Consider the following 20,523-nt stretch of genomic DNA (forward strand, 5'->3'; position numbering starts at 1 on the left):
AGAACCTGTGGGTCGCCCTCGGTGGGTGAGGTGATCGGGCGCACCTTCCCGAGGTAGATCTCAGAACGAAGCCACTCTGATCATGGCCGGCGTTGGCGCGCCGGTTCGGGAACGTACGCCCATGTTGAAGTGTCCGCGCGGATGGCGCCAAGGAGCTGGTCGCGCTCGATGACGGTCAACGCGAGTCCACCGAGTCCTGGGCCGGCCTGCTCCGCTGCTGCAAGCGCCGCGGGATGCGCGCTCCGGTGCTCGCGGTCGGTGACGGTGCGCTCGGGTTCTGGGCCGCGCTGCGCGACGTGTTCCCCGAGACCCGAGAACAGCGCTGCTGGTTCCACAAGATCGCCGACGTGCTCAGCGCGCTGCCCAAGTCCGCCCAGCCCGGCGAGAAGGCGGCGCTTGCCGAGATCTGGAACGCCGAGGACCGCGAGCATGCCCAGGCCGCCGCCTGGACGTTCGCCGACGCGTACGGAACCAAGTGGCCCAAGGCCGCCGCGAAGATCACCGACGACCTCGATGTGCTGCTCGCGTTCTACGACCACCCGGCCGAGCACTGGATCCACCTGCGCACCACCAACCCGATCGAGTCCATCTTCGCCACGGTCCGGCTCCGTCAGCGGGTCACCAAGGGACCCGGCTCCCGCGCTGCCGGCATCGCCATGGCCTTCACGCTCGTCGAGTCCGCCCAACGCCGCTGGCGCGCCGTCACGCGCCCCACCTCGTCGCCCTCGACCACGAGTCAGGAGATGACGCTCAAGCCGCGTGAACACTCGATCTATGGGTGGCCAACGAGATCTGCCCGCTGACGGCCACCGACCTCTCGGCGGTGGTGACCACGTGGAGTGGTCAAAGACAAGAAGGCCGCGACGCGCCTCAGCCGGCGTGCCGGCGGTCGGCGATGCGATGGAGCCGCTTCGGCCGCGCGTTCTGGGACGGTCGCCGGCTGACCGCGGCTTGAGCAGATCGCCGAATCGGTCGCGCGCTCGGTCTGCGGTCTGGTTCGCACCACGGTGTTGAGTAGGTGGGATCAGACGCCGATGAGAAGTGGCGCCGGTAGTCGTCTGAGCTGAGTAAGGCCCGGCGAACGCGGGGCGCGCATCAAGGGAGAGCAACAAGATGAGACCACTCCGATACTCGATCAACGTCACACTCGACGGCTGCTGCCATCACGAGGCAGGGCTCCCCCCGGACGAGGAGTCGATGCGCTACTGGACCGCTGAGATGGAGCGAGCCGATGCCCTGCTCTTCGGCCGGGTGACCTACGAGATGATGGAGTCGGCCTGGCGGAGGCCGGCCACGGGCACGTGGCCTGACTGGATGGATGAGTGGCAGATCCCGTTCGCCGAGGCCATCGACGGGGCGAAGAAGTACGTCGTGTCGAGCACGCTGAGCGGGATCGATTGGAATGCCGAGCTGGTGCGAGGCGACTTGGGGAAAGCGGTTCAGCGGCTCAAGCAGGAGCCAGGCGAGGGCCTGTGGGTGGGTGGCGTGACGCTCCCTCTGGCGTTGGCAGATCTGGGACTGATCGACGAGTACGAGTTCCTTGTTCAGCCGGTCCTCGCCGGACACGGGCCGACGTTGCTCGCCGGTCTGCGCGAGCGCATCCAGCTCGAGCTCGTGGATCGCCATGAGTTCCGGTCGGGGGCGCTCGCCCTGCGATACCGGCCCACGCGAGTAACGGCTTGACGTGATGTGTCCTGGCACGTTGGCTGCTGCCTCGCGACGGAACGACGGTTCTCGCGCCTGATGCGAGGGTTCGGAACCGACCCAAACGTGCGGACAGAACGGCGCAACCTGCGTCCCCGAGGTGCCGGTAGATCACGGCTCGGGCGGGGTGTCGAGCTACTCAGCATCCGCACGCCGCGTGACGAGATGGCCATGTCCGGGTAGGTTCCATTGGCCGCCGGCGGGCAGATGCTGCTGGCCGCCCACTCTCAATCCGCAGGTCTTGACAATTCCTCCGCGCGACCTCCGCCTTGACAGTGCAGGGCCACGCCGTCGACCGTTGTCGTCTGGTGCTGGCCCTGCTCAGTCTGCGCAGGTCGGACGTCGTCGGCGGACGGTCGCTGGTGGCCGTCGATGGCCGCCCCGCTGACTATTCGCTGACTCGTCGGCGCCTGCGTGCCGTCTCCGGGGGCGGCCTGGGCACAGGCTTGCTCAGTCGATTGGGGCATCGGATACTTCGATCAGGTCGGAGAGTCGGCGCACATCGGTGCGGGTGCGAACATGGATGACCTTGCTGGCGTATGGCCGCAGCCGTTGGTCGACGGTTGCGCGACTGTTCGCGCCAGGGTTCCTGGCAAGCTCGTCATCGCTGGCGACGGGGCGATGGAAGTAGCGCCAGGCCGCGTCATAGGTGAACCCGACCAGCAGCCGCACTCCCTTGTGCGGATTGTTGCCGCCGACCGAGTTCCGGACGTGGCGACGAATGATCCTGTACGCCGACAGGACCGGCGGTAGATCCAGCCAGATGATCCGATCGGCCGCACGCAGTAACGGATCCGTCCAGCCGCAATAGATGCCCTCGCAGACCCAGGCCGGTTCGGCGGCAAATCGCTCGCACGCCTGGCGGAGTTCGACGGCATCCCTACCGATGACGGAGTCGAGGTCGAGCGCCTCCACCCCGATCCGTGCGGCGAGCTGGCGGGCGAGTGTGGTCTTTCCCGATCCTGCTGCTCCGATCACCTGAATTCGCTGAGCCATGCGCCGATCGTCGGTGAGTGTCGACAGGTACTCAACCGGATTTCGGCCTGATCGCGCGCCCCACCCGGGGTGGCCACTTCGAGGCGTCGTCCTTGACCCGCGCAGCCGAGGCCGCAGACTGGCCGCGTAGAGGGCGATGCCGGACGGCGACTGCCCGAGGCTGCCTCGCGTGGTGGTCGGTGCGGTGCGGCGCGTCAGCGCCGCCTTGATCTCAGAGAGGTCAACTCGGGCAACACACACAGGCGGCGACATGTCCTGTCGCGGTTGATGCTTGACGGATCTGTGTCGGCTGACGCTCGACGCTCGGAATCGCGCCTGACGGCAGGGGCGTCGCGGGGCGCAACAAGCCCAGGACGGCTGGAAGGACGACCTCGTATACGCCAGCCGACACAGGACGTCGGTGACGGCTTAGTCTTGTCCAGCGTTCTGGTCGAACCACGGACGCCCGTCGTTATCCCACTCTTGTCGGTAGACCTCGAATGACACGGGCGCCGCCGTGCCTGGGTTGTCGTCGTTGCCAAACTCGAACCCGCAACGCGGGCACACCTCGTATGACGGACGGCCAAGCATGTTCTCGTATGGCGGGCTCAGCTGGACGCCCTCTGGTGGCGGCCACGTCGCGTACGGACGAACGGTCAGCCCGGCATGCCCACAGACCGGGCAGGTGTACCGGATGCGACCAGTTGTATCGATGCCCACGGAGACAGCCTCTCACTGAGAGCAGTAGACCTGAACCATGTGAGAGCTAGCCCCAGTTGTCCACCCGTCAACTGACACAGATCCGTCAAGCATCACCCGCTTCAAGGCAACACAGGCGGCGACAACACCGGCGGCCGTTGTGTTCCGTCGGCAGATCTGCAGACACGCGTCCGTCAGTTGATGTGCGACACTCCGAGCGTGCGCCGAGAGAGCCGTTCGGTCGATGAGGTTGGCGGTCACTACCGTGGCTCCGTGAAGCACACAGTCCCGGTGGTCGCGAAGGATGGCGTGGTTCTCCGTGTGCATCTTCAGGGCGATCCCGCTGGTCCGGCCGTCGTGCAACTGTCGGGTGGGCCGGGTTACGTGGCATACCTGGCCGATACTGAGTGGTGTCGTCCAGCGTTCGTGATCACGCCCGAGGCAAGGGGTGTCGGCGGCAGCGCCGGCAACGCGCACGATCTCGCGCAAGCGATCGCCGACCTTGAAGACGTCCGAAACCATTTGGCACTAGACACCTGGGCTGTCGTGGGTCACTCCTGGGGGGCGGACCTTGGTCTGTTCTACGCGCTGGCGCACCCCGAACGTGTCCGCGTCCTCGTCCATGTCTGTGGTAGGGGCGTGCAGAACGATCGTGACTGGTCTGCCGCCTATCACGCGGCCAAGGACAACGACGTGAGCCCGGCCGGCGATCCCTTCCCCTATCCGTACTCCACAGAGGTTCACGCCGCGCTTCTGCGCAGTTGGCGTCAATGGATCAAGCGTCCTCAGCTCTGGCGTGAGATCGCCGGATGCTCGGCCCGCGTCATCGTGGTGGTTGCCGGGGATGACATCCGCCCTTCATGGCCCAATGCTCAGCTCGCCGAAGCACTGCCCTGCGCCGAGTTCGTCGTCGTGCCCGATGCGCATCACGATTTTTGGGCCGCCCCGGGTCAGGCCTGGTGCGAGCAGGTCCAGCGCCGTGCGGTTGAGGTGCAGGCAGACCGCCCTTCCGGGCCGTAGCAGATCGCCACTCATTGGCCGATCGCAGCCGCGCGGCTTGCGCTCATGCGATTGGGCCGCTCGGCGGCGCGCTGGGCTGCCAGAGCGACATGCGCCTGATGCGCCAGTGTGTGGCGTCCCGCCCTCGTCCGGGCCGGGCTGCTGGGCAAGGCGATCCAGGAGGGCGAGAACGTCTACCGAGGCGTCCGGCAGGACGACGCCGGGCGGGAGCAGACGGAGACCTTCGAGACCGAGGCCGCCGCCGTCAAGGAGGTCTCGCGCCGGGCGCCGGAGGGCTGCGGTTCCTCGACCTGCGCCACTCGTACGCGACCTGGCTGGTGTCCGACGGCGTTGCCCGTGAACGACGTCCAGCGCGTCATGGGACGCGAGCAGGCGACGACGACGCTCAACCTCTACACGCACGACTCGGGAAGCGCCCGCACCAGACTGTTCGATGCTTTCGCTGCCTCGGCCCGCCGACGAGCCCGACTCCGGACATGAAAACAGCTCAGAGGATGACCTCTGAGCTGTGGGTGTTGCTGGCGGTCCTGACGGGACTTGAACCCGCGACCTCCGCCTTGACAGTGCGGATCGGGCTCGCCGTCCGCTGTCGTCTGTTGCTGTCGGTGGCTCATCAGCGCAGGTCAGCATGGCGGCCGCTATCGGCCCTTGTTCGAGGGCGGTGCGGGTTCTGATGCCTCTTCGCTGCCTCTCCGCTGCGCGGCCACGCGGTCCGCCCGGTGCCTGCGCGTCCTCACCGTTAGTCGCCCCCGGCCGGTGCTGGAACACCGCGCCGGGGACTTGATCCCAACCTGAACTAGCAGGGAGAGACCCGTGGTCAAGCTACCCGAACCCGATACCCGAGAGATCATCACCCGCGAACCCTTCGTCGAAGAGGGCGTCGGCGAGATGGTCGCGCACATCCTGCAAGGTGACGCCCACATCGATGTGGTGATCAAGCCGTTCGAGACCGACATGTACGCGCAGTTCGACCTGCTTCCGAAGGAGGCCCGCCGGCTCGCCGCAGACCTGGTGCGCATCGCCGACACCGCCCAACAGGCCATGTGGACGCCCAAGCTGCTCGCCAACGTGCGAGAGCGGTACCTGCCCGGCGCGACCGATGTCGAGATCGTCGAACAGCTCAATCGCATGGTCGAGCGTGTCGGCGGTCTGGAGCTGATGAAGCCGGGCGTGCTCTACCCGCAGGACGGCTACACGCTGAGGAGCCAGGCCCACAGCGAGGTCGTCGACCGAGTCGCAGGCGTGCTGTCGGAAGCTGGCGTAACGCTGGGCGAGCTGGAGTCCGTTGTCCGTGATCTGCGCAAGATCCAGCGCGCCGAGACCGAGGACGCCCAGTGACCGCCGCCGACCGGGAGGACTGCGCGGTGAAGTGGTGCGACGAGTCCGGCGTGCACACCGTGCACCGGCACTATGTGGAGTCGATCCCGGCCGACTCCGGACGCTGGGTGCTCGGCGTCAACGTCGTCCGCCCGCACAGCTCGACGACCGGTGTCGAGCTGACAACCGTGCCGCGTCATGGTCGGAGCACTGTGGTCCGCCTCGGGACTCATGAGGCCGATCTACTGCGGGAGGCGATCCACGAGGCCGTCGAGCGCATCCAGCGACGAACTGGCCGCGACGCTCTCTGACGATGTGCCGGCTGGTCCCGTCGCATCGGCTGCTGGTGCGACGGGACCAGCCGTATCCCTCTGCGAACTGCGACGACGCGCGACGTCAACTGATCGTGCGTCGTCTCGACTGAAAGTGAGACTGCTGTGTCTGCTGAGCTTCTGCCGTACGCTGGGACTATGTCCGAGATGCCGGTGCAGGACGCGAAGGATCACCTCAGCGAGGTGATCAGCCGAGCCACGTCCACCGGGGAGGTCATCTACCTGACCGACCACGGGGAGCGCCTGGCTGCCATCATGCCGGCGGAACGAGCCGCCGTCCTCGATGGCCTACTTGCCGTTGAGGAGTTCGAGGCCGAGCACGGACCGATCCCCGTCGACGAGGCACGCAAGGCACGCGACGTGCTGGTCCGCGAGGGTGTCATCACTGACTGATGGGCATCACTTACGACACCGGCGCGTTGGTAGCGGCGGAAGCCAATCGTGTCGACATCTGGGCCTTGCACCGTGACGCGCTACGGCACGAGATCCGCCCGGTCGTCCCTGCCGCCGTACTGGCGCAGGCTTGGCGCGGCGGCCCGCAGCATCAGCTCTCCCGTTTGCTGCGTGGCTGCAAGATCGAGCCGATGACCGAACAGCTCGCCCGCGAGGCCGGTGCTGCGTGTGCCGCCGCGAGAACCAGCGACGTTGTCGACGCCACGGTCGTCGTCTCGGCCCTGTCACGCGGCGACCTCGTCATCACCAGTGATCCCGGCGACCTCGCCCACTTGGCCGATGCGGTCAACAGGTCCCTTCGCCTGCATAGCGTCTGACATGACTGCCGTCGCCTGATCCGTAAGCGGCCACGGGAGTTTCGACGGCGTCCACGAATGTTGCCATGACCTGTACGGCTGCGTCGCCGCGCATGTGACCGTCGCCGTCTTCGTCTGCAACCGTCATCGTTGGCGTTGCAGGAGCGTTCGCACCTGGTCTCGCCTACGGGTATCGACGGTCTCAACACGACCACGCCGGCGCGACGCCTATCGGTGGGCTTCTGTCCGACACGAGGAGTAGCGTCTCGCTCACCATGGGTCCGGCCGATGCTGCGCTGCCCTGGTCGATTCGGGAAGCAGCGCGAAGGGGGCGAAGGAAAGCAGATGGCAGACGACGCAGTTGCCGCTGATGCAGAAGTTCGGCCTGAAGAAGTTGAGATCGACGAAGTGCTGGACGTCGATCCAGAACTCGAAGTAGTAGCTACTGCTTACGAGATTGCTTCCTACGGAGCCGATTATCCCGTCGACGGGCTTGTGAAGAGGATAGACCTGGGCGACATTGTAATCCCGTCGTTCGACCCTGCTTTTCCGGAGGATGAGGAGGTCCACGGTTTTCAGCGACGCTTCGTGTGGACACGGCCTCAAATGGATAAGTTCATTGAGAGCCTCCTCCTCGGCCTTCCGGTTCCGGGGGTATTCCTCGTCCGAGACCGAGCAAATAAGCTTCTTGTACTCGACGGCCAACAGCGCCTCCGCACACTGCAGTACTTTTATAGCGGAAACGTCGGTGAATCTCGCTATCGACTCAAGTACATTCAAGCGCCGTTCGTCGGACTAACCTACGAGGAGCTCGACCCGGAAGACCGTCGGCGCCTCGACGACAGCATAATCCACGCGACAGTTCTCCGTCAGGAACACCCAATGGGATCGCAGGATGCGGTCTATTCCATATTCGAGCGGCTGAATACGGGTGGCAGTCCGCTGCAGCCCCAAGAGATTCGTGTAGCTCTCTATCATGGATCCTTTCTGAAGGGCATCAGCCGGCTGAATGAAGATCTCGCCTGGCGGGAGCTATATGGTCCCGCGTCGGCGAGGTTCAAGGATCATGAACTTATCCTAAGAGTGCTGGCGCTCTATGAGGATAGTGAGAGCTATGCACGTCCCGTGAAATCGTTCCTAAATCACTATCTTGAGAAGAATCGCACGCGAGATCTCGTGCCCGATGGGGGATTGGGTGCCAGGTTTGTCGACGCGATGAGGCACATCCTGATATTCATTGGTCCGCGCGCGTTTCGCCCGGTGCGGCCGATCAATGCAGCCGTTGTAGATTCGGTGGGGGTCGGTCTGATGCGACGGCTGGAAGCAGGCAACATCACGAAGCACGACGATCTGAAGGTCAAGTACGACCAGCTCCTCGAAGATGAGGATTACCGCAACGCCACGACCAGTTCGACCGCTTCCGAGGAGAGTGTAGATACGCGCCTCGCGACGGCGACCGATGCGTTTGCGGAGGTTGAGTAATGCGCGCGCCGAGTGCGGCAATAAGGGGGCGTGCCGACGTAATAAGACGTTTAGAAAAGTTCAATTCTGCCTTGACCCTAATTGAAGGAAAGGAGCTTGAGGCAGAACTCGTGGCGCATTACTCTAGGTACTTGTGCGTATTGCTATCTGGGGTAATTGAGCAGTCCACTAAGGAGCTCGTAATCGAGTACGCTCGTCGCCGCTCTTCCCCACAGTTGCACCGATACGTTCAAGCTCAGTTGCGGCTGTTGAGGAATATAGACGAAGAAAAACTTAGGAAGTTAATCCAATCTCTGGAGACGTCCTGGTGGACCGATTTGGAGGATGATTATTTCGAGGAGATAGACGCTATTCGGAGTGTCGCTGGACTCAGAAACAGCATCTCACATGGCGGAGATTCCGGAATAACTATTGTGACAGTTAGGCAGTACTACCGAGACGCCTCAAAGCTGTTGCGTGCGTTATGTGACCTTCTCGATCCCGAACAAGTTCGAGAAAGTGCGTAGTGATAGACCCGGCGTTACTGATAACTCGCGCCTCGCCTGCGGTGCCGTCCTCATAGCTGCCGGCGGTTGGTCGGAGCGGAGCGGGTCAAGGGTCGGTGTAGCCGATCCCGTAGTGACGACGAAGTCGCCCTTGACGCGTGGAGGGGAGACCAAAGAATGGCCGCGACGAGGACGACACACGAACACGGAGCTTGGATAGGCGTGGGCCGAATCTGCGGTGAGCGTGTGCCTGCCGGCCGACAGGGCCGGAACGGCCGTCAGGCCGCACGTCCGGCCCGGAGGCCGGGGCGGGCACGGCGCGCGCAGCGCGCCGCTTGATCCTCAATAGCTCGATCCGGCAATCCAGAGATAAGGGGGCCACGTGAGTCAGCTTCCGCCAGGTGGAGAGGAGCAGGAGTTGGAACCTGGAAGCCTGCTAGCGGCAAAGACTGCTGAAGAGGCTGGACGTGGAATCGGTAGCCTCTTGGTCCGCCTCCTTGGGCCTGCTACGGACGAGGTTGCCATCTATCTGGCCTACAAGGCCAAACGCAGGATAGGTAACGCTATGAGAATTCTTGAGCGTGCCGAGGCTAAAGGTGGCCAAGAGGGGTATATGAATGAGCGTGTGGCGGATCGCATCCTAGATGACGGGCTGCTGCTCGATGATTCGGTCGCAGTCGATTATGTCAGTGGTCTTCTCGCTGGCTCTAGGTCGCCCAACGGTCGCGATGATCGTGCAGTTACCTGGGCAGCAGAGGTGACCTCGATGAGCACCTTGCAGATACGGGCACATTACCTTCTCTATCGGGAATGGGCTAGCCGCCTACACGGCAGGGCGGACGTGCAGCTCAACGTTACCTCCGGTACGCGAAAGGCGCTGATGCTTGTTGAGTACTCCGAATTCGTGTCTATGCTTGTAGGCGATCACGACATAGACAGGCAAGGCGCGATCACGCACGCGATTATTGGCATCCACCAAGCGGGTTTGATCGGTCAGGATTTCGCTCTAGGTGACAAGAAGACGGTAGCGGTGGAAGAGAATCCATTCCGAGCCGCATTGAAGGTAACTCCGACGATCCGCGGTATTGAGCTTTACGGATGGGCGTCGGGGGATCCGTCGGTGATCGCGCCAACCTTTACGCGGCTCGCCGCTCCGTTCGACACCGACCCGCCTTTGCCACGCTTGACGCGCGTCGTGCTGCCGAAGCTTGAGCCGGCGAGTTGACCGTCAGAATTCACGCGTCGCTGGCGGACATCTAGATCGGCGTCGGCCGATCCGTCCGGGGTGGCACGGGGAGTCGGTAGGACAGGACGTAGCGGTCGGAGGAGACGACGATGTCGGCGGTCTCGATGGGTCGGCTCTTGGCGTAGTAGGTGCGTTCGATGGCGAGGATGGGCACGCCGACTGGAACCTTCAGCGTTTCGGCCTCATAAGGCCGCGCTGACCGTCCGGTCACGTCCTCGACGACGTGGGTGATGTGGATGCCGATGGCGTCCATGCGGGGCACGACGCCGGTGACGGGGCCGCCTTCGGGCTGCTCGACGGGTGTGCCCTCGGTGATGGCCAGCGGCTCGAATGACGTCGACAGCATCGCGGGCTCGCCGTCGGCGAAGAAGCGGTAGCTGGTGCGCATCACCGGGTCGCCGGCTGTGATGCCGAGGCGGTCGGCGATGGTCTTGGATGCTGTGGTGCGGCGGGTCTGGTACTCCCACTCCGGGACCTGGCCGGAGGCTCGGGCGGACGCAGCGAATGGCGATGCCTCGGGGCGCTCGCTGTAGAGGTCGCCGACGACGCGGGTGCGCTGTGGTCGCTGGGCTCGGACGAAGCTGCCGCGCCCCTGCTGCTTGACCACGAGTCCTTCGGACCGGAGGACTTCGACGGCGTTGCGCACGACGATGCGTGAGACGCCGTAGTCGGCCATGAGGTCGGCTTCGCTGGGCAACCGGTCCTCGGCCTGCAACGTGCCGTCGATGATCTGGCTGCGGATGTCGTCAGCGATCTGCAGGTAGGCAGGGCGACCCCTGAAGTCCGCCACAGGCCCTCCCCTCTACTCGACAGAACAAGTCTTCCACCTGGGCGGTCGCCCGCGTAACTGAGGCGGTCAGCCTGGCGTGTCGCATACTGCGTTGTCCAGTCGTCCTACTTGTTATAACGTGTCGAGTGTCAGATGGAGTCATCCCTATCCCCGGAGGTCACGATGACGACCCAGACACTGGCCTCAGCCATGGCGGCGACGCTACGGCCGTTGCGGCTGAACTTCGCTCAGGTGTGCATCTGGTGCGGCTACCGGTGGTGCGCCTCGCCACGCTGCATCGGCCTGCACGAGCGGTCGGTGTGGATCGTGTGCATCGACTGCGACGGCTTCGGTGTGCTCGGTCCGCTGGACGCGTGCCACTGCGTGCACGGGCTGATGGAGGCAACACCGGCCGTCGATCCCGCCGAGCTGCGCCGGCCGCTGCCCGTGTACCGGCCGGAGGACGACGAGCCCGAGTTCATGGTCACGCCACGACCAGTAGGGCGGCAGTGATGGTGCTCGGCCCGGCCCTCTCCGACGAGCTGGTCCGCAGCGCCGCCGTCCTCCTCGGCGCCTGCGTGCGTCCGATCCTGTCGCGGGTGACCGACACGACCACCGGCGACGTGCGGACCGTGACGATCGCGTGCGGCGCGACCCGTGAGGCGATCTGCCCCTCGTGTGCCGAGCGGGCTCGACGGCTGAGGATGCAACAGTGCCGCGAGGGCTGGCACCTCGACACCGAACCCGAGCTCGACGATCCTGACGCCGCTGAGAGCGACGACGGGGCCCCTACGGAGGACGACGACGCCGCCGACGTGACAGAGCGTCGTGTGCGGTCCACCAGGCGGCGTGAGGACGTGCCAGACCTGCCCCGGCTGCCGGTCTCAGGCCACACCGTCGGGCGGACCTTCGAGGCCCCGGACGGCAAGACCTATCGGCCGTCGATGTTCCTCACGCTCACGATGCCGTCCTACGGGCGCGTGACCGACGAGGGCGTCCCCGCCGACCCGGACCGGTACGACTACCGGCGCGCCGCCATGGACGCGATGCACTTCCCGAAGCTCGTCGACCGGTTCTGGCAGAACCTGCGCCGCGCCACCGGCTACAACGTCCAGTACTTCGCCACCGTCGAACCGCAGCGTCGCCTCGCCCCGCACCTGCACGCCGCCATCCGCGGTGCGATCCCGCGCACGCTCATCAAGCAGGTCGCAGCCGCGACCTACCACCAGGTCTGGTGGCCCGATCTCGACCACGTCCACCACTACCGCGACGGCCGCCCGACGTGGGATGACGAGCAAGGCGGCTACGTCGACGACGGCGGCTGGGCGCTGCCGACCTGGGACGAGGCGATGGACTACGTCGACAACGGCGACGGCCTCGACCTCGGCGAAGAACCGGAGCCGGTCCACGTGCTGCGCTTCGGCGTCCAGGTCGACCTGCAAGGCATCCTCGCTGGGACACCGGCCGCTGACCGCCGCGTCGGCTACCTGACAAAGTACCTGACCAAGTCGATCGCCGAACCGCTCGACACCGACGACCCGGACCGCATCTCGGCCGCACGCCGCGCCCACATCGACCGCCTCGCCGAGGAAGTCCGCTGGCTCCCGTGCTCGCCCACGTGCGCGAACTGGCTGCGCTACGGCACCCAGCCGAAGAACGCCAAGCCGGGCATGGAACCCGGCCGCTGCCCGTCCAAGGCCCACGACCGCGACCACCTCGGGCTCGGCGGCCGCCGAGTCCTCGTCTCGCGCAAGTGGACCGGCAAGACGCTGACCGAGCACCGCGCCGACCGGGCGGCCGTCGTCCGCGCCGTCCTCGCCGAAGCCGGCATTGAGATGGACGACCACGACCAGCTCTCAGCCACCGCCACCGCACCGGACGGCAAGCCTCGCTACATCTGGACCCCGGTTCGTCCCGGCGACCCCGACGCGCCCTCCTACGTGTGGGCCGTCGCGAAGTCGATCGAGCAACGTCGCCGCTGGCGCGAGCAGTACGACGCCGCCCAACAGGCCACCGGACCGCCGTCCGGTGATGTTTCGGCAACCGACCCGTTCTCCCCGGAAGGAACCCCGCCATGCCCGACAACGTGATCCGCCTCGACGCCCACCGGCCGCCAGGACAACAGCCCCGCGTCGACGCCCTCGTCTACTCCGTCGCCGAAGTCGCCGAGCTGCTGAACATCGCCCTCGGCGGCACCTACGCCCTGGTGCGGTCCGGCGACATCCCGGCACGCAAGCTCGGCGGGCGCTGGGTGATCCCCAAACAGGCGTTCCACGACTGGCTCGAGGACGTCACCATCGAGCCCGACCCGGAGCCCGGACCGCTGCTCCCCGGACAGGACGGGCTGTTCTGATGGGCTTCGTACGCAAGACGACGGCCGGGACCTTCCGCGCCTCGTGGCGTGATCCGTCCGGGGCGCAGCGCTCCAAGTCGTTCCCGACCAAGCGTGAAGCGTCCCACTTCCTCGCCGAGGTCGAGTCGGCCAAGAACCACGGGCTGTACGTCGATCCTCGCGCCGGACGGGTCCGTCTGAGCGACTACGCGGCGACGTGGGTCGCTGGGCGGGCTAGCGCCACGACGACCACCGTGCGCACGGACTCGGTGCTCCGGACCCACGTGTTGCCCCGCTGGGGCTCGGTGCCGCTGGACAAGATCGACCACTCGTCGGTCCAGCGCTGGGTCTCGGAGCTGAACACCACCCGTTCGCCGGCCACCGTGCGGAAGTGCTTCCACGTGCTCGCGGGCATCATGCGGCTCGCCGTCCGTGACCGGCTGCTGGCCTTCAACCCGTGCGAGGGCGTCCAGCTCCCGGCGATCCGTCGTTCGGACACCGACGAGCGCACGATCAGCCGCGAGGCGTTCCTGAGCCAGCTCCTGCCCGTCATCCCCGAGCGGCACCGCGCCCTGGCGGCACTGGCCGGCGGAACCGGGTTGCGCTGGGGCGAGTGCGTCGGCCTCCGCTGGGATGCCGTCGACCTGGACGCCGAGGAGGTCCACGTCGTGCGAGTCGCGGTCGAGGTCGCCGGGGCTGTCACGACGAAGCCGTTCCCGAAGTCGCGGGCCGGTCGCCGCGTCGTCCCGCTGCCGCCGTTCGTCGTCACCTCGCTGCGCGACCACCGTCGCGTCTACGGCCAGGGCGACGCGGGGGAGGTGTTCACCAGCCAGGCCGGGGGACCGGTCCGCCGCACGCTCTTCCGCGTCCGAGTCTGGCGTCCGTCCCTCGTCCGGGCCGGGCTGCTGGGCAAGGCGATCCAGGAGGGCGAGAACGTCTACCAAGGCGTCCGGCAGGACGACGCCGGGCGGGAGCAGACGGAGACCTTCGAGACCGAGGCCGCCGCCGTCAAGGAGGTCTCGCGCCGGGCGCCGGAGGGCTGCGGTTCCTCGACCTGCGGCACTCGTACGCGACCTGGCTGGTGTCCGACGGCGTTGCCCGTGAACGACGTCCAGCGCGTCATGGGACGCGAGCAGGCGACGACGACGCTCAACCTCTACACGCACGACTCGGGAAGCGCCCGCACCAGACTGTTCGATGCTTTCGCTGCCTCGGCCCGCCGACGAGCCCGGGTCCGGACATGAAAACAGCTCAGAGGATGACCTCTGAGCTGTGGGTGTTGCTGGCGGTCCTGACGGGACTTGAACCCGCGACCTCCGCCTTGACAGGGCGGCGAGCACTCCGAGCTGCTCCACAGGACCTTGCGTTGTACTGCCTTACCCGACGACCTGCCGAAGCAGGGCATCGCATCCCCAACGGGATTCGAACCCGCGTTGCCGCCTTGAAAGGGCGGAGTCCTAGGCCGCTAGACGATGGGGACCAGATCTGACGACATGGCCCATGGCTCGTCGCCGTTCGGGACGCTGAAAGCATATGGTGACGAGCTCAGTTCTCCAAATCGGGAGCTGGCGAGGGGTCTTCGGGGCCCTGAGCGGCGCCGTCGTCCTCGCCGGCCTGGTGGCGGTCGATCTCGGCGCTGGTCCGGCCGAGGCCGCCGAGGGTGAGATCGTCCCAGGCCACCAGCGCTTTCGTCTCCGGATCGAAGTAGAGCACCGACAAGTTGACCGGAGTGGGATCTTCGTCACGTAGTCCGCGCAGCCCGGCGCCGCCGGTGGAGCCTTGGACCATGACCCGGGTGCCGTCGTCGAGGACGTAGGTGTCGCGCTTGTGCGCGTGGCCCGAGAGCACGAGCGGGGCGATGCCGTCGAACAGTTCGGCGTGGCTCGGGTCGTGGTAGACGATGACGTCCGGCGACGGCTCGGCGTCCGCGGCGTCGTCGGCGAACTCCTCGGTGCCCTCGCGCAGCACCTCGTCCGGGACGCCGCGGACGGACTTGTCCGGCGTGAACCGGGGGTCCGGCTCGCCCATGAACCGCAGCCCGGCCACGTCGGCCGGTTCGCCGTCCAGCACGACGGCGTTCGGGGCGGCGGCGACGGCGGCCACGGTGGCGACGGAGTCGTGGTTGCCCTTGACGAACACGTAGGGCCGGCCGAGGTCGGCGATGGGGCGGACGTAGGAGTTCTCCAGCGGCGTGCCCTGGTCGACGATGTCGCCGCTGTCGACGATGGCGTCGACCGAGTACTGGTCGGCGACGGCGCCGATGATGTCCCACGCGGCCGGGTTGAGGTGCAGGTCGGACACGTGCAGCACCCGGATCGTGTCGTCGTTGGGCTGGAACGTCTGCAGGTTGAGCGTGGTGTCGTAGACGGCGGCGACGTTGGCGACGAAGCCGGCCAGCTGGTCGGCGTAGGCGTCGAAGTTCGTCGCGATGTCCTCGGCGTTGCCGATCAGCTGCGGCGCGGCCGCCAGGGGGCCGGTGTACGCGGGCTCGCGGACGGCGTCGGAGTTGTACGTCAGCGCCACGAGCCCGTAGCTGCCGAGCACCGCGGCGGTCGCCACGCCGGCCGCCAGCGCCGTGCGCCGGACCGAGCGCAGCACCAGCGCGGCCGCCAGCGTCCCGCCGATGACGGCGGTGACGGCGGCCCGGATGGCGGCGTCGACGAGCACGTCCTGGATGCCGGCCGCGAGCTCGTCGTCGAGGCCGGCCAGCGAGTAGGGATCGTTGACGTAGCCGCTGAGGCCGTCGAGGTCGACCTGGCGCACGGAGATGTCCAGCGTGACCGGGCCGGAGTGGGTGTCCAGAACGACGGCGCCGACGGGGTCGAGGTGGATGACGGACTCGCCGGTCAGCGTCGGCCGGAACGCGACGTCGATGGCCAGCGGGCCCACGTACGTCTGCGTCGTGCCGGCGATGACGAGCGCGATCCAGGCCCCGGCCAGCGCCAGCGCGACCGGACTGAGCAGCGAGAACGTCCGGCGCAGCCAGGTCGGCCACGTCGCCGGGCGCGTGTAGTCACGCCATGCCCTGCGCGGCGCGGGGTCGCCGGGCGGGCTCGTCTCGGTCACCACGTCCACGCCTCGTTGGTAACACATTTCCGCCCCCGGAATCGGTGTGCACCGGTTCGACAGGCGAGACTGGTCCCGTGCTGGAGCTGACCGAGGCGGAGTTCGAACGACTGGTATCCGAGGCGATCGACGAGATCCCGCCTGAGCTGGCCCAGATGATGGACAACGTGGTGATCCTCATCGAGGACGAGGCTCCGGACGACGCCCCCGACGTGCTGGGGTTGTACGAGGGCACGCCGCTCACCGAGCGTGGCGAGTGGTACACCGGCGTGCTGCCCGACACCATCCGCCTGTTCCGGCTGCCGATCCTGCGCATCTGCGACACCCCCGACGACGCTGTCGAGGAGGTGCTGATCACCGTCGTGCACGAGGTGGCGCACCACTTCGGCATCGACGACGAGCGGCTGCACGAGCTCGGCTGGTCGTAGGGCGGGCATCTCGGCGATGCCGTTCGTCGTGGTGTTCATCGCGCTGACCGTGCGCGGCCGCACCTGACGTGCGCGCGCTGCCGCCGTGGGGCGGTGAGTAGGAATGGTTCGGGCGCCGGGCCGGGAACGCCTCTCGGCGCAACGGCCGCTCGTAGCGGCTATAAATGGGACCCGGGGTTACCACGGCCCGCCGCCCAGCGAGAGCCCCGAGGGGCTGTCGCCAGTACCTGAAACTACCTGATGTCCGTGGTTGTTCCCAGCGCTCCGGCGTGGGAAGGATCACCTTGACGATCGGCCGGTGGGCGGTTCGTCCCGGTCAGGGCGGGGTCGGCGGCCGGACGATGACGCCGCGGGCGACCAGCTCGATCGTGAGCGCGACGGCGACCGTCTCGACCGCCAGCAGACCGATCAGCACGAACAGCTGGACGGCGCCGGCCTGGATCGGGTCGGCGCCGCCGATGAGCATGCCGACGAACGCGCCCGGCAGCACGACCAGGCCGACGGTGCGGGTCTGGTCGAGGGCGGGGATCAGCGCGGTCGCCGCCTGCGGCCGGGCGATCTCCAGCGCCGCGTCGCGCGGCAGCAGACCGACCGACAACGCGGCCTCGACCTCGCCACGCCGCGCGATCAGCTCGTCCAGCGCCCGCCGCCCGGCCAGCGCCGCCGCCGTCATCGCGCCGCCGATCAGGATCCCGGCGACGGCGATCACGGCCAGTGGGTCGGCCGGCAGCACACCGGTCGCCAGCAGTGTCGTCACGACCAGCAGCGGACCGGCCGCCACCGGAACCACCGCCCACGTCCAGGACCGGTCCCGGGTCATCCGCCGTCCGGCCGTCACGGTCGCCGTCGCCAGCATCAGCAGCAGGAACGCCGCCGTCAGCGGCGCCACCCGGACCACGGCCGCGAGCACGAGCGCGACGAGGGCGAGCTGGGCCACCGCGCGCAGGGCCGCCGTCACGATCGCGCGGTCGTACCCGAGCCTGGCGACGGCGCTCACGGCGACGGCGACCACGACGAGGACCGCCATCGCCACGCCCAGAGCCGGCTCGACCGGCAGCAGCGTCGACGACATCCCGCCGAGCATCCCACCTCGGGGCCGTAGTGTGGGGACATGGTGAGGTTGACGAGGATCTACACCCGTACTGGCGACGACGGCACCACTGGGCTGGGCGACTTCAGCCGCACCCGCAAGACCGACCCACGCCTGGCCGCCTACGCCGACGTCAACGAGGCCAACGCCACCATCGGCGTCGCCGTCGCACACGAGCGGTCCGGCACCGGCGGCGGCGACCTCGGCCCGGACGTGCTCGCCGTCCTGCAGCGGGTCCAGAACGACCTGTTCGACGTCGGCGCCGACCTCTGCATGCCGCTGAAGGCCGAGTACGAGTACCCGCCGCTTCGGGTCCAGGCCGCCTGGATCGAGGAGCTCGAGGCCGACTGCGACCGCTACAACGCCGAGGTCCCCAAGCTGACGTCGTTCATCCTGCCGGGAGGCACGCTCACCGCGGCGCAGTTGCACGTCGCCACCACCACGGTGCGGCGGGCGGAGCGGTCGGCCTGGCACGCGGTCGAGGAGTACGGCACCGGCGACATCGACGGCGTCAACCCGCTCACCGCCTCCTACCTCAACCGCCTCTCCGACCTGTTGTTCATCCTGTCCCGCTACGCCAACCGGGCCGCGGGCGACGTTCTCTGGCAGCCTGGCGGCGGACGCGCGGAACCGCCGTCGCAGCGCTAGCCTCGAGATCATGAGGCTGACGAAGTTCGAGCACTCCTGCGTCCTCGTCGAGGACGGCGACGGCCGCATCCTCATCGATCCCGGCGGCTTCTCGCACGGCTTCGAGTCGCTGACCGGGCTGACGGCGGTGCTGGTCACCCACCAGCACCCCGACCACCTCGACGTCGACCGCCTGCGGCCGCTGCTGGCGGCCAACCCGGAGGCACGGCTCTACACCGACGCCGCGAGCGCGGCGATCCTGGCCGAGACCGGCATCGCGGCCATGGGCGTCCAGCCGGGTGAGCGGCTGCACGCCGGCACCGCGGTCGACGTGTTCGGCGGCCAGCACGCGGTCATCCACCCCGACGTGCCGGTCATCCCGAACGTCGCCTACCTCATCGGCGGCCGGTTCCTGCACCCCGGTGACTCCTACACGATCCCCGACGTCGACGTCGAGATCCTCGGGCTGCCCACCGCCGCGCCCTGGCTGAAGCTGAGTGAGTCGGTCGACTACCTCCGGGCGCTGACACCGAACGTCGCGATCCCGATCCACGAGGCGATGCTCGCCGTGCCCGCCTTCTTCTACACCCTGATCGAGAAGCTCGCGCCCGAGGAGACCGAGCTGCGTGTGGTGGCTCCCGGCGCCACGCTCGAGGCCTGATCCACGGCAGCGGCGCACACAAGGGACAATGGAGACGTGACCGAAGGCAGCCACCGGCGACCCCAGCTGCGCCCCGACATGCCCGACCTGCTCGGCGACCCCGATCCCGCCGACCGGACCGCTGTCGCGCACGCCACCGCGGCCGCCGTCCTGCAGGCGGCCCGGGCCGAGCCCGGCGCCGCGCCGCGGCTGCTCGATCTCGCCGACCGTCTCGGCCTCGACGAGATGGCCGAACTGTGGCGCGGCTCCGGCGCCGACACCCTGCCCGGCACACTCTGGTCGCTCTACCTGCTGCGCAGCTGGGTGCACCGCAACGGCGCCGAGGCGGCTCGCGTCTTCGCCGTCGGCGAGCGCGTGGCCGAGGTGTCGACGGCGGTCGCGGGCGTCGCGCACCCGCCCGGCCCCGCCGAGGTCGCCGCTCTCGGCGACGCCGTCCTGACCAGCGCGTTCACCGGCGACTTCGCGGTCGCGCTGGAACGGGCCGCGGCGTTCTGCCGGGTGGTCGCCGCCGGGCGCGCCCACGCTGCCGACGACCTCGCCGAGGACGAGGGGCAGCGGCAGACGCGGCTGGCCAAGGGCAACCTGCGCATGGCGGAAGAACTCGAACGCGCCGCCGTGCTCTGGCGGCGCAACGACCTGCACTAGCTGACGCGGGCGCCACCTGCCGTCAGCGGAGGACGCCGATCACGATGAGGGCGATTCCGGCCACGGCGGCGACCGTGGCGCCGAGCAGGAAGAGGCGTTGCTTCGAGCGCGACTCGCGGAGCAGGGTCTCCTCGTCCTTGGTCGAGATGAGCGTGGGCGCCTCGATCGCGAGCTCCCCGGAGGCGTCGCCGGCCTCGCCGAGAACGTAGACCTTCCGGCCGGGCTCGAGCACCCACTCCTCGTACTGGTAGCCGATGGTGCCTTCGCGCTGAGTCTTCGGCAACGACAGGCTGAACGAGCCGATCGACAGCTCGGTCCGCTCCTCCTTCTCGTCGTGCGGCTCGAACCGGTCGACGATCTGCTCGACGCCTTCGACCCCTCGGCTCGGATGGACGAGCACGCTGCCGGTCTCGTCGGTCACGAGGAAGGGCTGCTCGGACTCCCGGTCCGCCACCTTCTCCTTCTTCTCGACCCGGCGATTGCGGTAATTGCCGTTGGAGTCGCGCTTGCGTTCGGTCTCCCAGTACTTGCGGGTGACGACGTGCTTGTGCCAGACGCACTCCGTGGCGGAGATCTCGGACTTCAGCGCCCCCGACGCGCTCGGCTGGGCGGTGCCCGCCACCTCGCAGGTCTGCCGGAACACGCCCGGCCCCGCTGCCTCGGCCGCGGCCGCTTGGAGGGTGCGGAGCTCCTGGGCGGTGAACGTGTCGGTCGTGATCATCTGGCGCTGCCGCCCGCGTGCCCTGACGACGAGAAATCCGCAGAACCCGGCAACGCCGAGCAAGACCAGGCCGACCAACCACATGACAGAGATCCTTTCGACATGTGTGCCCGGCCCGCACACGATAGCCCACCCCGGCCCCGCGCCGAGGTCAGCAATCGGCCCCACCCGGTCC

General features: G+C 67.6%; 23 protein-coding genes, 2 tRNA genes and 1 pseudogene. 19 read left to right on the plus strand and 7 right to left on the minus strand.

Translation table 11 applies throughout. From position 1 onward, the window contains the following. Window positions 1-131: 131 nt before the first annotated feature. Window positions 132-763 (plus strand): annotated as a pseudogene (locus tag DZA62_RS13680) (IS256 family transposase); the annotation flags it as partial. Window positions 764-1,113: 350 nt separating this feature from the next. Next, window positions 1,114-1,683 (plus strand): dihydrofolate reductase family protein, encoded by a 570-nt coding sequence (locus tag DZA62_RS13685; protein ID WP_116949429.1) that lies wholly within the window; start codon window positions 1,114-1,116, stop codon window positions 1,681-1,683. 471 nt (window positions 1,684-2,154) lie between these two features. Here DZA62_RS13685 and DZA62_RS13690 read toward each other — a convergent pair whose 3' ends face one another. Next, window positions 2,155-2,700, minus strand: coding sequence for a P-loop NTPase family protein (locus DZA62_RS13690; RefSeq protein ID WP_116949430.1), 546 nt, complete (start codon window positions 2,698-2,700; stop codon window positions 2,155-2,157). A 951-nt stretch (window positions 2,701-3,651) separates the two neighbouring features. Between DZA62_RS13690 and DZA62_RS13695 the strand changes: the two genes are divergently transcribed. The 9 genes from DZA62_RS13695 to DZA62_RS35725 all read left to right on the plus strand — a co-directional run bounded on the left by DZA62_RS13695 (window position 3,652) and on the right by DZA62_RS35725 (window position 9,988). Beyond that, window positions 3,652-4,398 (plus strand): alpha/beta fold hydrolase, encoded by a 747-nt coding sequence (locus tag DZA62_RS13695; protein WP_157987663.1) that lies wholly within the window; start codon window positions 3,652-3,654, stop codon window positions 4,396-4,398. A 108-nt stretch (window positions 4,399-4,506) separates the two neighbouring features. Then, window positions 4,507-4,878, plus strand: a complete 372-nt coding sequence (locus DZA62_RS13700; RefSeq protein ID WP_116949432.1) for a hypothetical protein — start codon at window positions 4,507-4,509, stop codon at window positions 4,876-4,878. A 333-nt stretch (window positions 4,879-5,211) separates the two neighbouring features. Continuing rightward, window positions 5,212-5,736: a hypothetical protein gene (locus DZA62_RS13705; RefSeq protein WP_116949433.1), complete on the plus strand. Its 525-nt coding sequence runs from the start codon at window positions 5,212-5,214 to the stop codon at window positions 5,734-5,736. Continuing rightward, entirely contained in the window at window positions 5,733-6,026 is a 294-nt protein-coding gene (locus DZA62_RS13710; RefSeq protein ID WP_116949434.1) for a hypothetical protein, read from the plus strand. The genes DZA62_RS13705 and DZA62_RS13710 overlap by 4 nt, the downstream gene beginning before the upstream one ends. A 159-nt stretch (window positions 6,027-6,185) precedes the next feature. Next, a complete protein-coding gene (locus tag DZA62_RS13715; protein ID WP_157987664.1) occupies window positions 6,186-6,440 on the plus strand; it encodes a type II toxin-antitoxin system Phd/YefM family antitoxin in 255 nt (84 codons plus the stop codon). After that, window positions 6,440-6,817, plus strand: coding sequence for a PIN domain-containing protein (locus DZA62_RS13720; protein WP_198663726.1), 378 nt, complete (start codon window positions 6,440-6,442; stop codon window positions 6,815-6,817). Before DZA62_RS13715 ends, DZA62_RS13720 begins: the two co-directional genes overlap by 1 nt. A gap of 324 nt (window positions 6,818-7,141) precedes the next feature. Then, window positions 7,142-8,278: a GmrSD restriction endonuclease domain-containing protein gene (locus DZA62_RS13725; RefSeq protein WP_157987665.1), complete on the plus strand. Its 1,137-nt coding sequence runs from the start codon at window positions 7,142-7,144 to the stop codon at window positions 8,276-8,278. Next, on the plus strand, window positions 8,278-8,784 hold the full coding sequence (locus DZA62_RS37575) for a HEPN domain-containing protein (protein ID WP_157987666.1): 507 nt from the start codon (window positions 8,278-8,280) through the stop codon (window positions 8,782-8,784). Before DZA62_RS13725 ends, DZA62_RS37575 begins: the two co-directional genes overlap by 1 nt. A 361-nt stretch (window positions 8,785-9,145) precedes the next feature. Beyond that, on the plus strand, window positions 9,146-9,988 hold the full coding sequence (locus DZA62_RS35725) for a hypothetical protein (RefSeq protein ID WP_157987667.1): 843 nt from the start codon (window positions 9,146-9,148) through the stop codon (window positions 9,986-9,988). A 31-nt stretch (window positions 9,989-10,019) separates the two neighbouring features. Here the strand turns inward: DZA62_RS35725 and DZA62_RS13735 are convergent, their stop codons facing one another. Further along, on the minus strand, window positions 10,020-10,799 hold the full coding sequence (locus DZA62_RS13735) for a GntR family transcriptional regulator (protein WP_116949439.1): 780 nt from the start codon (window positions 10,797-10,799) through the stop codon (window positions 10,020-10,022). A gap of 162 nt (window positions 10,800-10,961) precedes the next feature. Here DZA62_RS13735 and DZA62_RS13740 point away from each other — a divergent pair, with 162 nt between their 5' ends. The 4 genes from DZA62_RS13740 to DZA62_RS13755 are packed head-to-tail and all read left to right on the plus strand — an operon-like array spanning window position 10,962 to window position 14,354. Then, window positions 10,962-11,291: a hypothetical protein gene (locus DZA62_RS13740; protein WP_157987668.1), complete on the plus strand. Its 330-nt coding sequence runs from the start codon at window positions 10,962-10,964 to the stop codon at window positions 11,289-11,291. Continuing rightward, window positions 11,291-12,868, plus strand: a complete 1,578-nt coding sequence (locus DZA62_RS13745; protein ID WP_116949441.1) for a replication initiator — start codon at window positions 11,291-11,293, stop codon at window positions 12,866-12,868. The genes DZA62_RS13740 and DZA62_RS13745 overlap by 1 nt, the downstream gene beginning before the upstream one ends. Continuing rightward, the gene (locus DZA62_RS13750) at window positions 12,853-13,131 is read left to right on the plus strand and encodes a helix-turn-helix domain-containing protein (protein WP_116949442.1); all 279 of its coding nucleotides are present in this window, start codon (window positions 12,853-12,855) and stop codon (window positions 13,129-13,131) included. The genes DZA62_RS13745 and DZA62_RS13750 overlap by 16 nt, the downstream gene beginning before the upstream one ends. Further along, window positions 13,131-14,354, plus strand: a complete 1,224-nt coding sequence (locus DZA62_RS13755; RefSeq protein WP_198663727.1) for a tyrosine-type recombinase/integrase — start codon at window positions 13,131-13,133, stop codon at window positions 14,352-14,354. Before DZA62_RS13750 ends, DZA62_RS13755 begins: the two co-directional genes overlap by 1 nt. A gap of 39 nt (window positions 14,355-14,393) precedes the next feature. Here the strand turns inward: DZA62_RS13755 and DZA62_RS13760 are convergent. From DZA62_RS13760 to DZA62_RS13770, 3 genes are all read right to left on the minus strand, one after another. After that, window positions 14,394-14,471 (minus strand) — tRNA-Asp (locus DZA62_RS13760). Between the two features lie 46 nt (window positions 14,472-14,517). Further along, window positions 14,518-14,590, minus strand: a tRNA-Glu gene (locus DZA62_RS13765). Window positions 14,591-14,655: 65 nt separating this feature from the next. After that, on the minus strand, window positions 14,656-16,185 hold the full coding sequence (locus DZA62_RS13770; protein ID WP_157987669.1) for a metallophosphoesterase family protein: 1,530 nt from the start codon (window positions 16,183-16,185) through the stop codon (window positions 14,656-14,658). A 68-nt stretch (window positions 16,186-16,253) separates the two neighbouring features. Here DZA62_RS13770 and DZA62_RS13775 point away from each other — a divergent pair, with 68 nt between their 5' ends. Next, window positions 16,254-16,604 (plus strand): metallopeptidase family protein, encoded by a 351-nt coding sequence (locus tag DZA62_RS13775; protein WP_116949444.1) that lies wholly within the window; start codon window positions 16,254-16,256, stop codon window positions 16,602-16,604. A gap of 316 nt (window positions 16,605-16,920) precedes the next feature. Here DZA62_RS13775 and DZA62_RS13780 read toward each other — a convergent pair whose 3' ends face one another. Next, the gene (locus DZA62_RS13780; protein ID WP_116949521.1) at window positions 16,921-17,676 is read right to left on the minus strand and encodes an ABC transporter permease; all 756 of its coding nucleotides are present in this window, start codon (window positions 17,674-17,676) and stop codon (window positions 16,921-16,923) included. Window positions 17,677-17,715: 39 nt separating this feature from the next. Between DZA62_RS13780 and DZA62_RS13785 the strand changes: the two genes are divergently transcribed. From DZA62_RS13785 to DZA62_RS13795, 3 genes are read left to right on the plus strand one after another with little or no spacing between them, the layout of a single operon-like run. Beyond that, on the plus strand, window positions 17,716-18,342 hold the full coding sequence (locus DZA62_RS13785; protein ID WP_116949445.1) for a cob(I)yrinic acid a,c-diamide adenosyltransferase: 627 nt from the start codon (window positions 17,716-17,718) through the stop codon (window positions 18,340-18,342). Window positions 18,343-18,352: 10 nt separating this feature from the next. Next, window positions 18,353-18,982, plus strand: coding sequence for an MBL fold metallo-hydrolase (locus DZA62_RS13790; protein ID WP_116949446.1), 630 nt, complete (start codon window positions 18,353-18,355; stop codon window positions 18,980-18,982). Between the two features lie 36 nt (window positions 18,983-19,018). Next, a complete protein-coding gene (locus tag DZA62_RS13795; protein WP_198663728.1) occupies window positions 19,019-19,627 on the plus strand; it encodes a hypothetical protein in 609 nt (202 codons plus the stop codon). A gap of 22 nt (window positions 19,628-19,649) precedes the next feature. Here the strand turns inward: DZA62_RS13795 and DZA62_RS13800 are convergent, their stop codons facing one another. After that, complete coding sequence (locus DZA62_RS13800) at window positions 19,650-20,432, minus strand: GIDE domain-containing protein (RefSeq protein ID WP_116949447.1); 783 nt, start codon at window positions 20,430-20,432, stop codon at window positions 19,650-19,652. Window positions 20,433-20,523 lie beyond the last annotated feature (91 nt).

Origin of the sequence: Jiangella endophytica, from assembly GCF_003427025.1 — a bacterium.
Classification (GTDB): Bacteria; Actinomycetota; Actinomycetes; order Jiangellales; family Jiangellaceae; genus Jiangella; species Jiangella endophytica.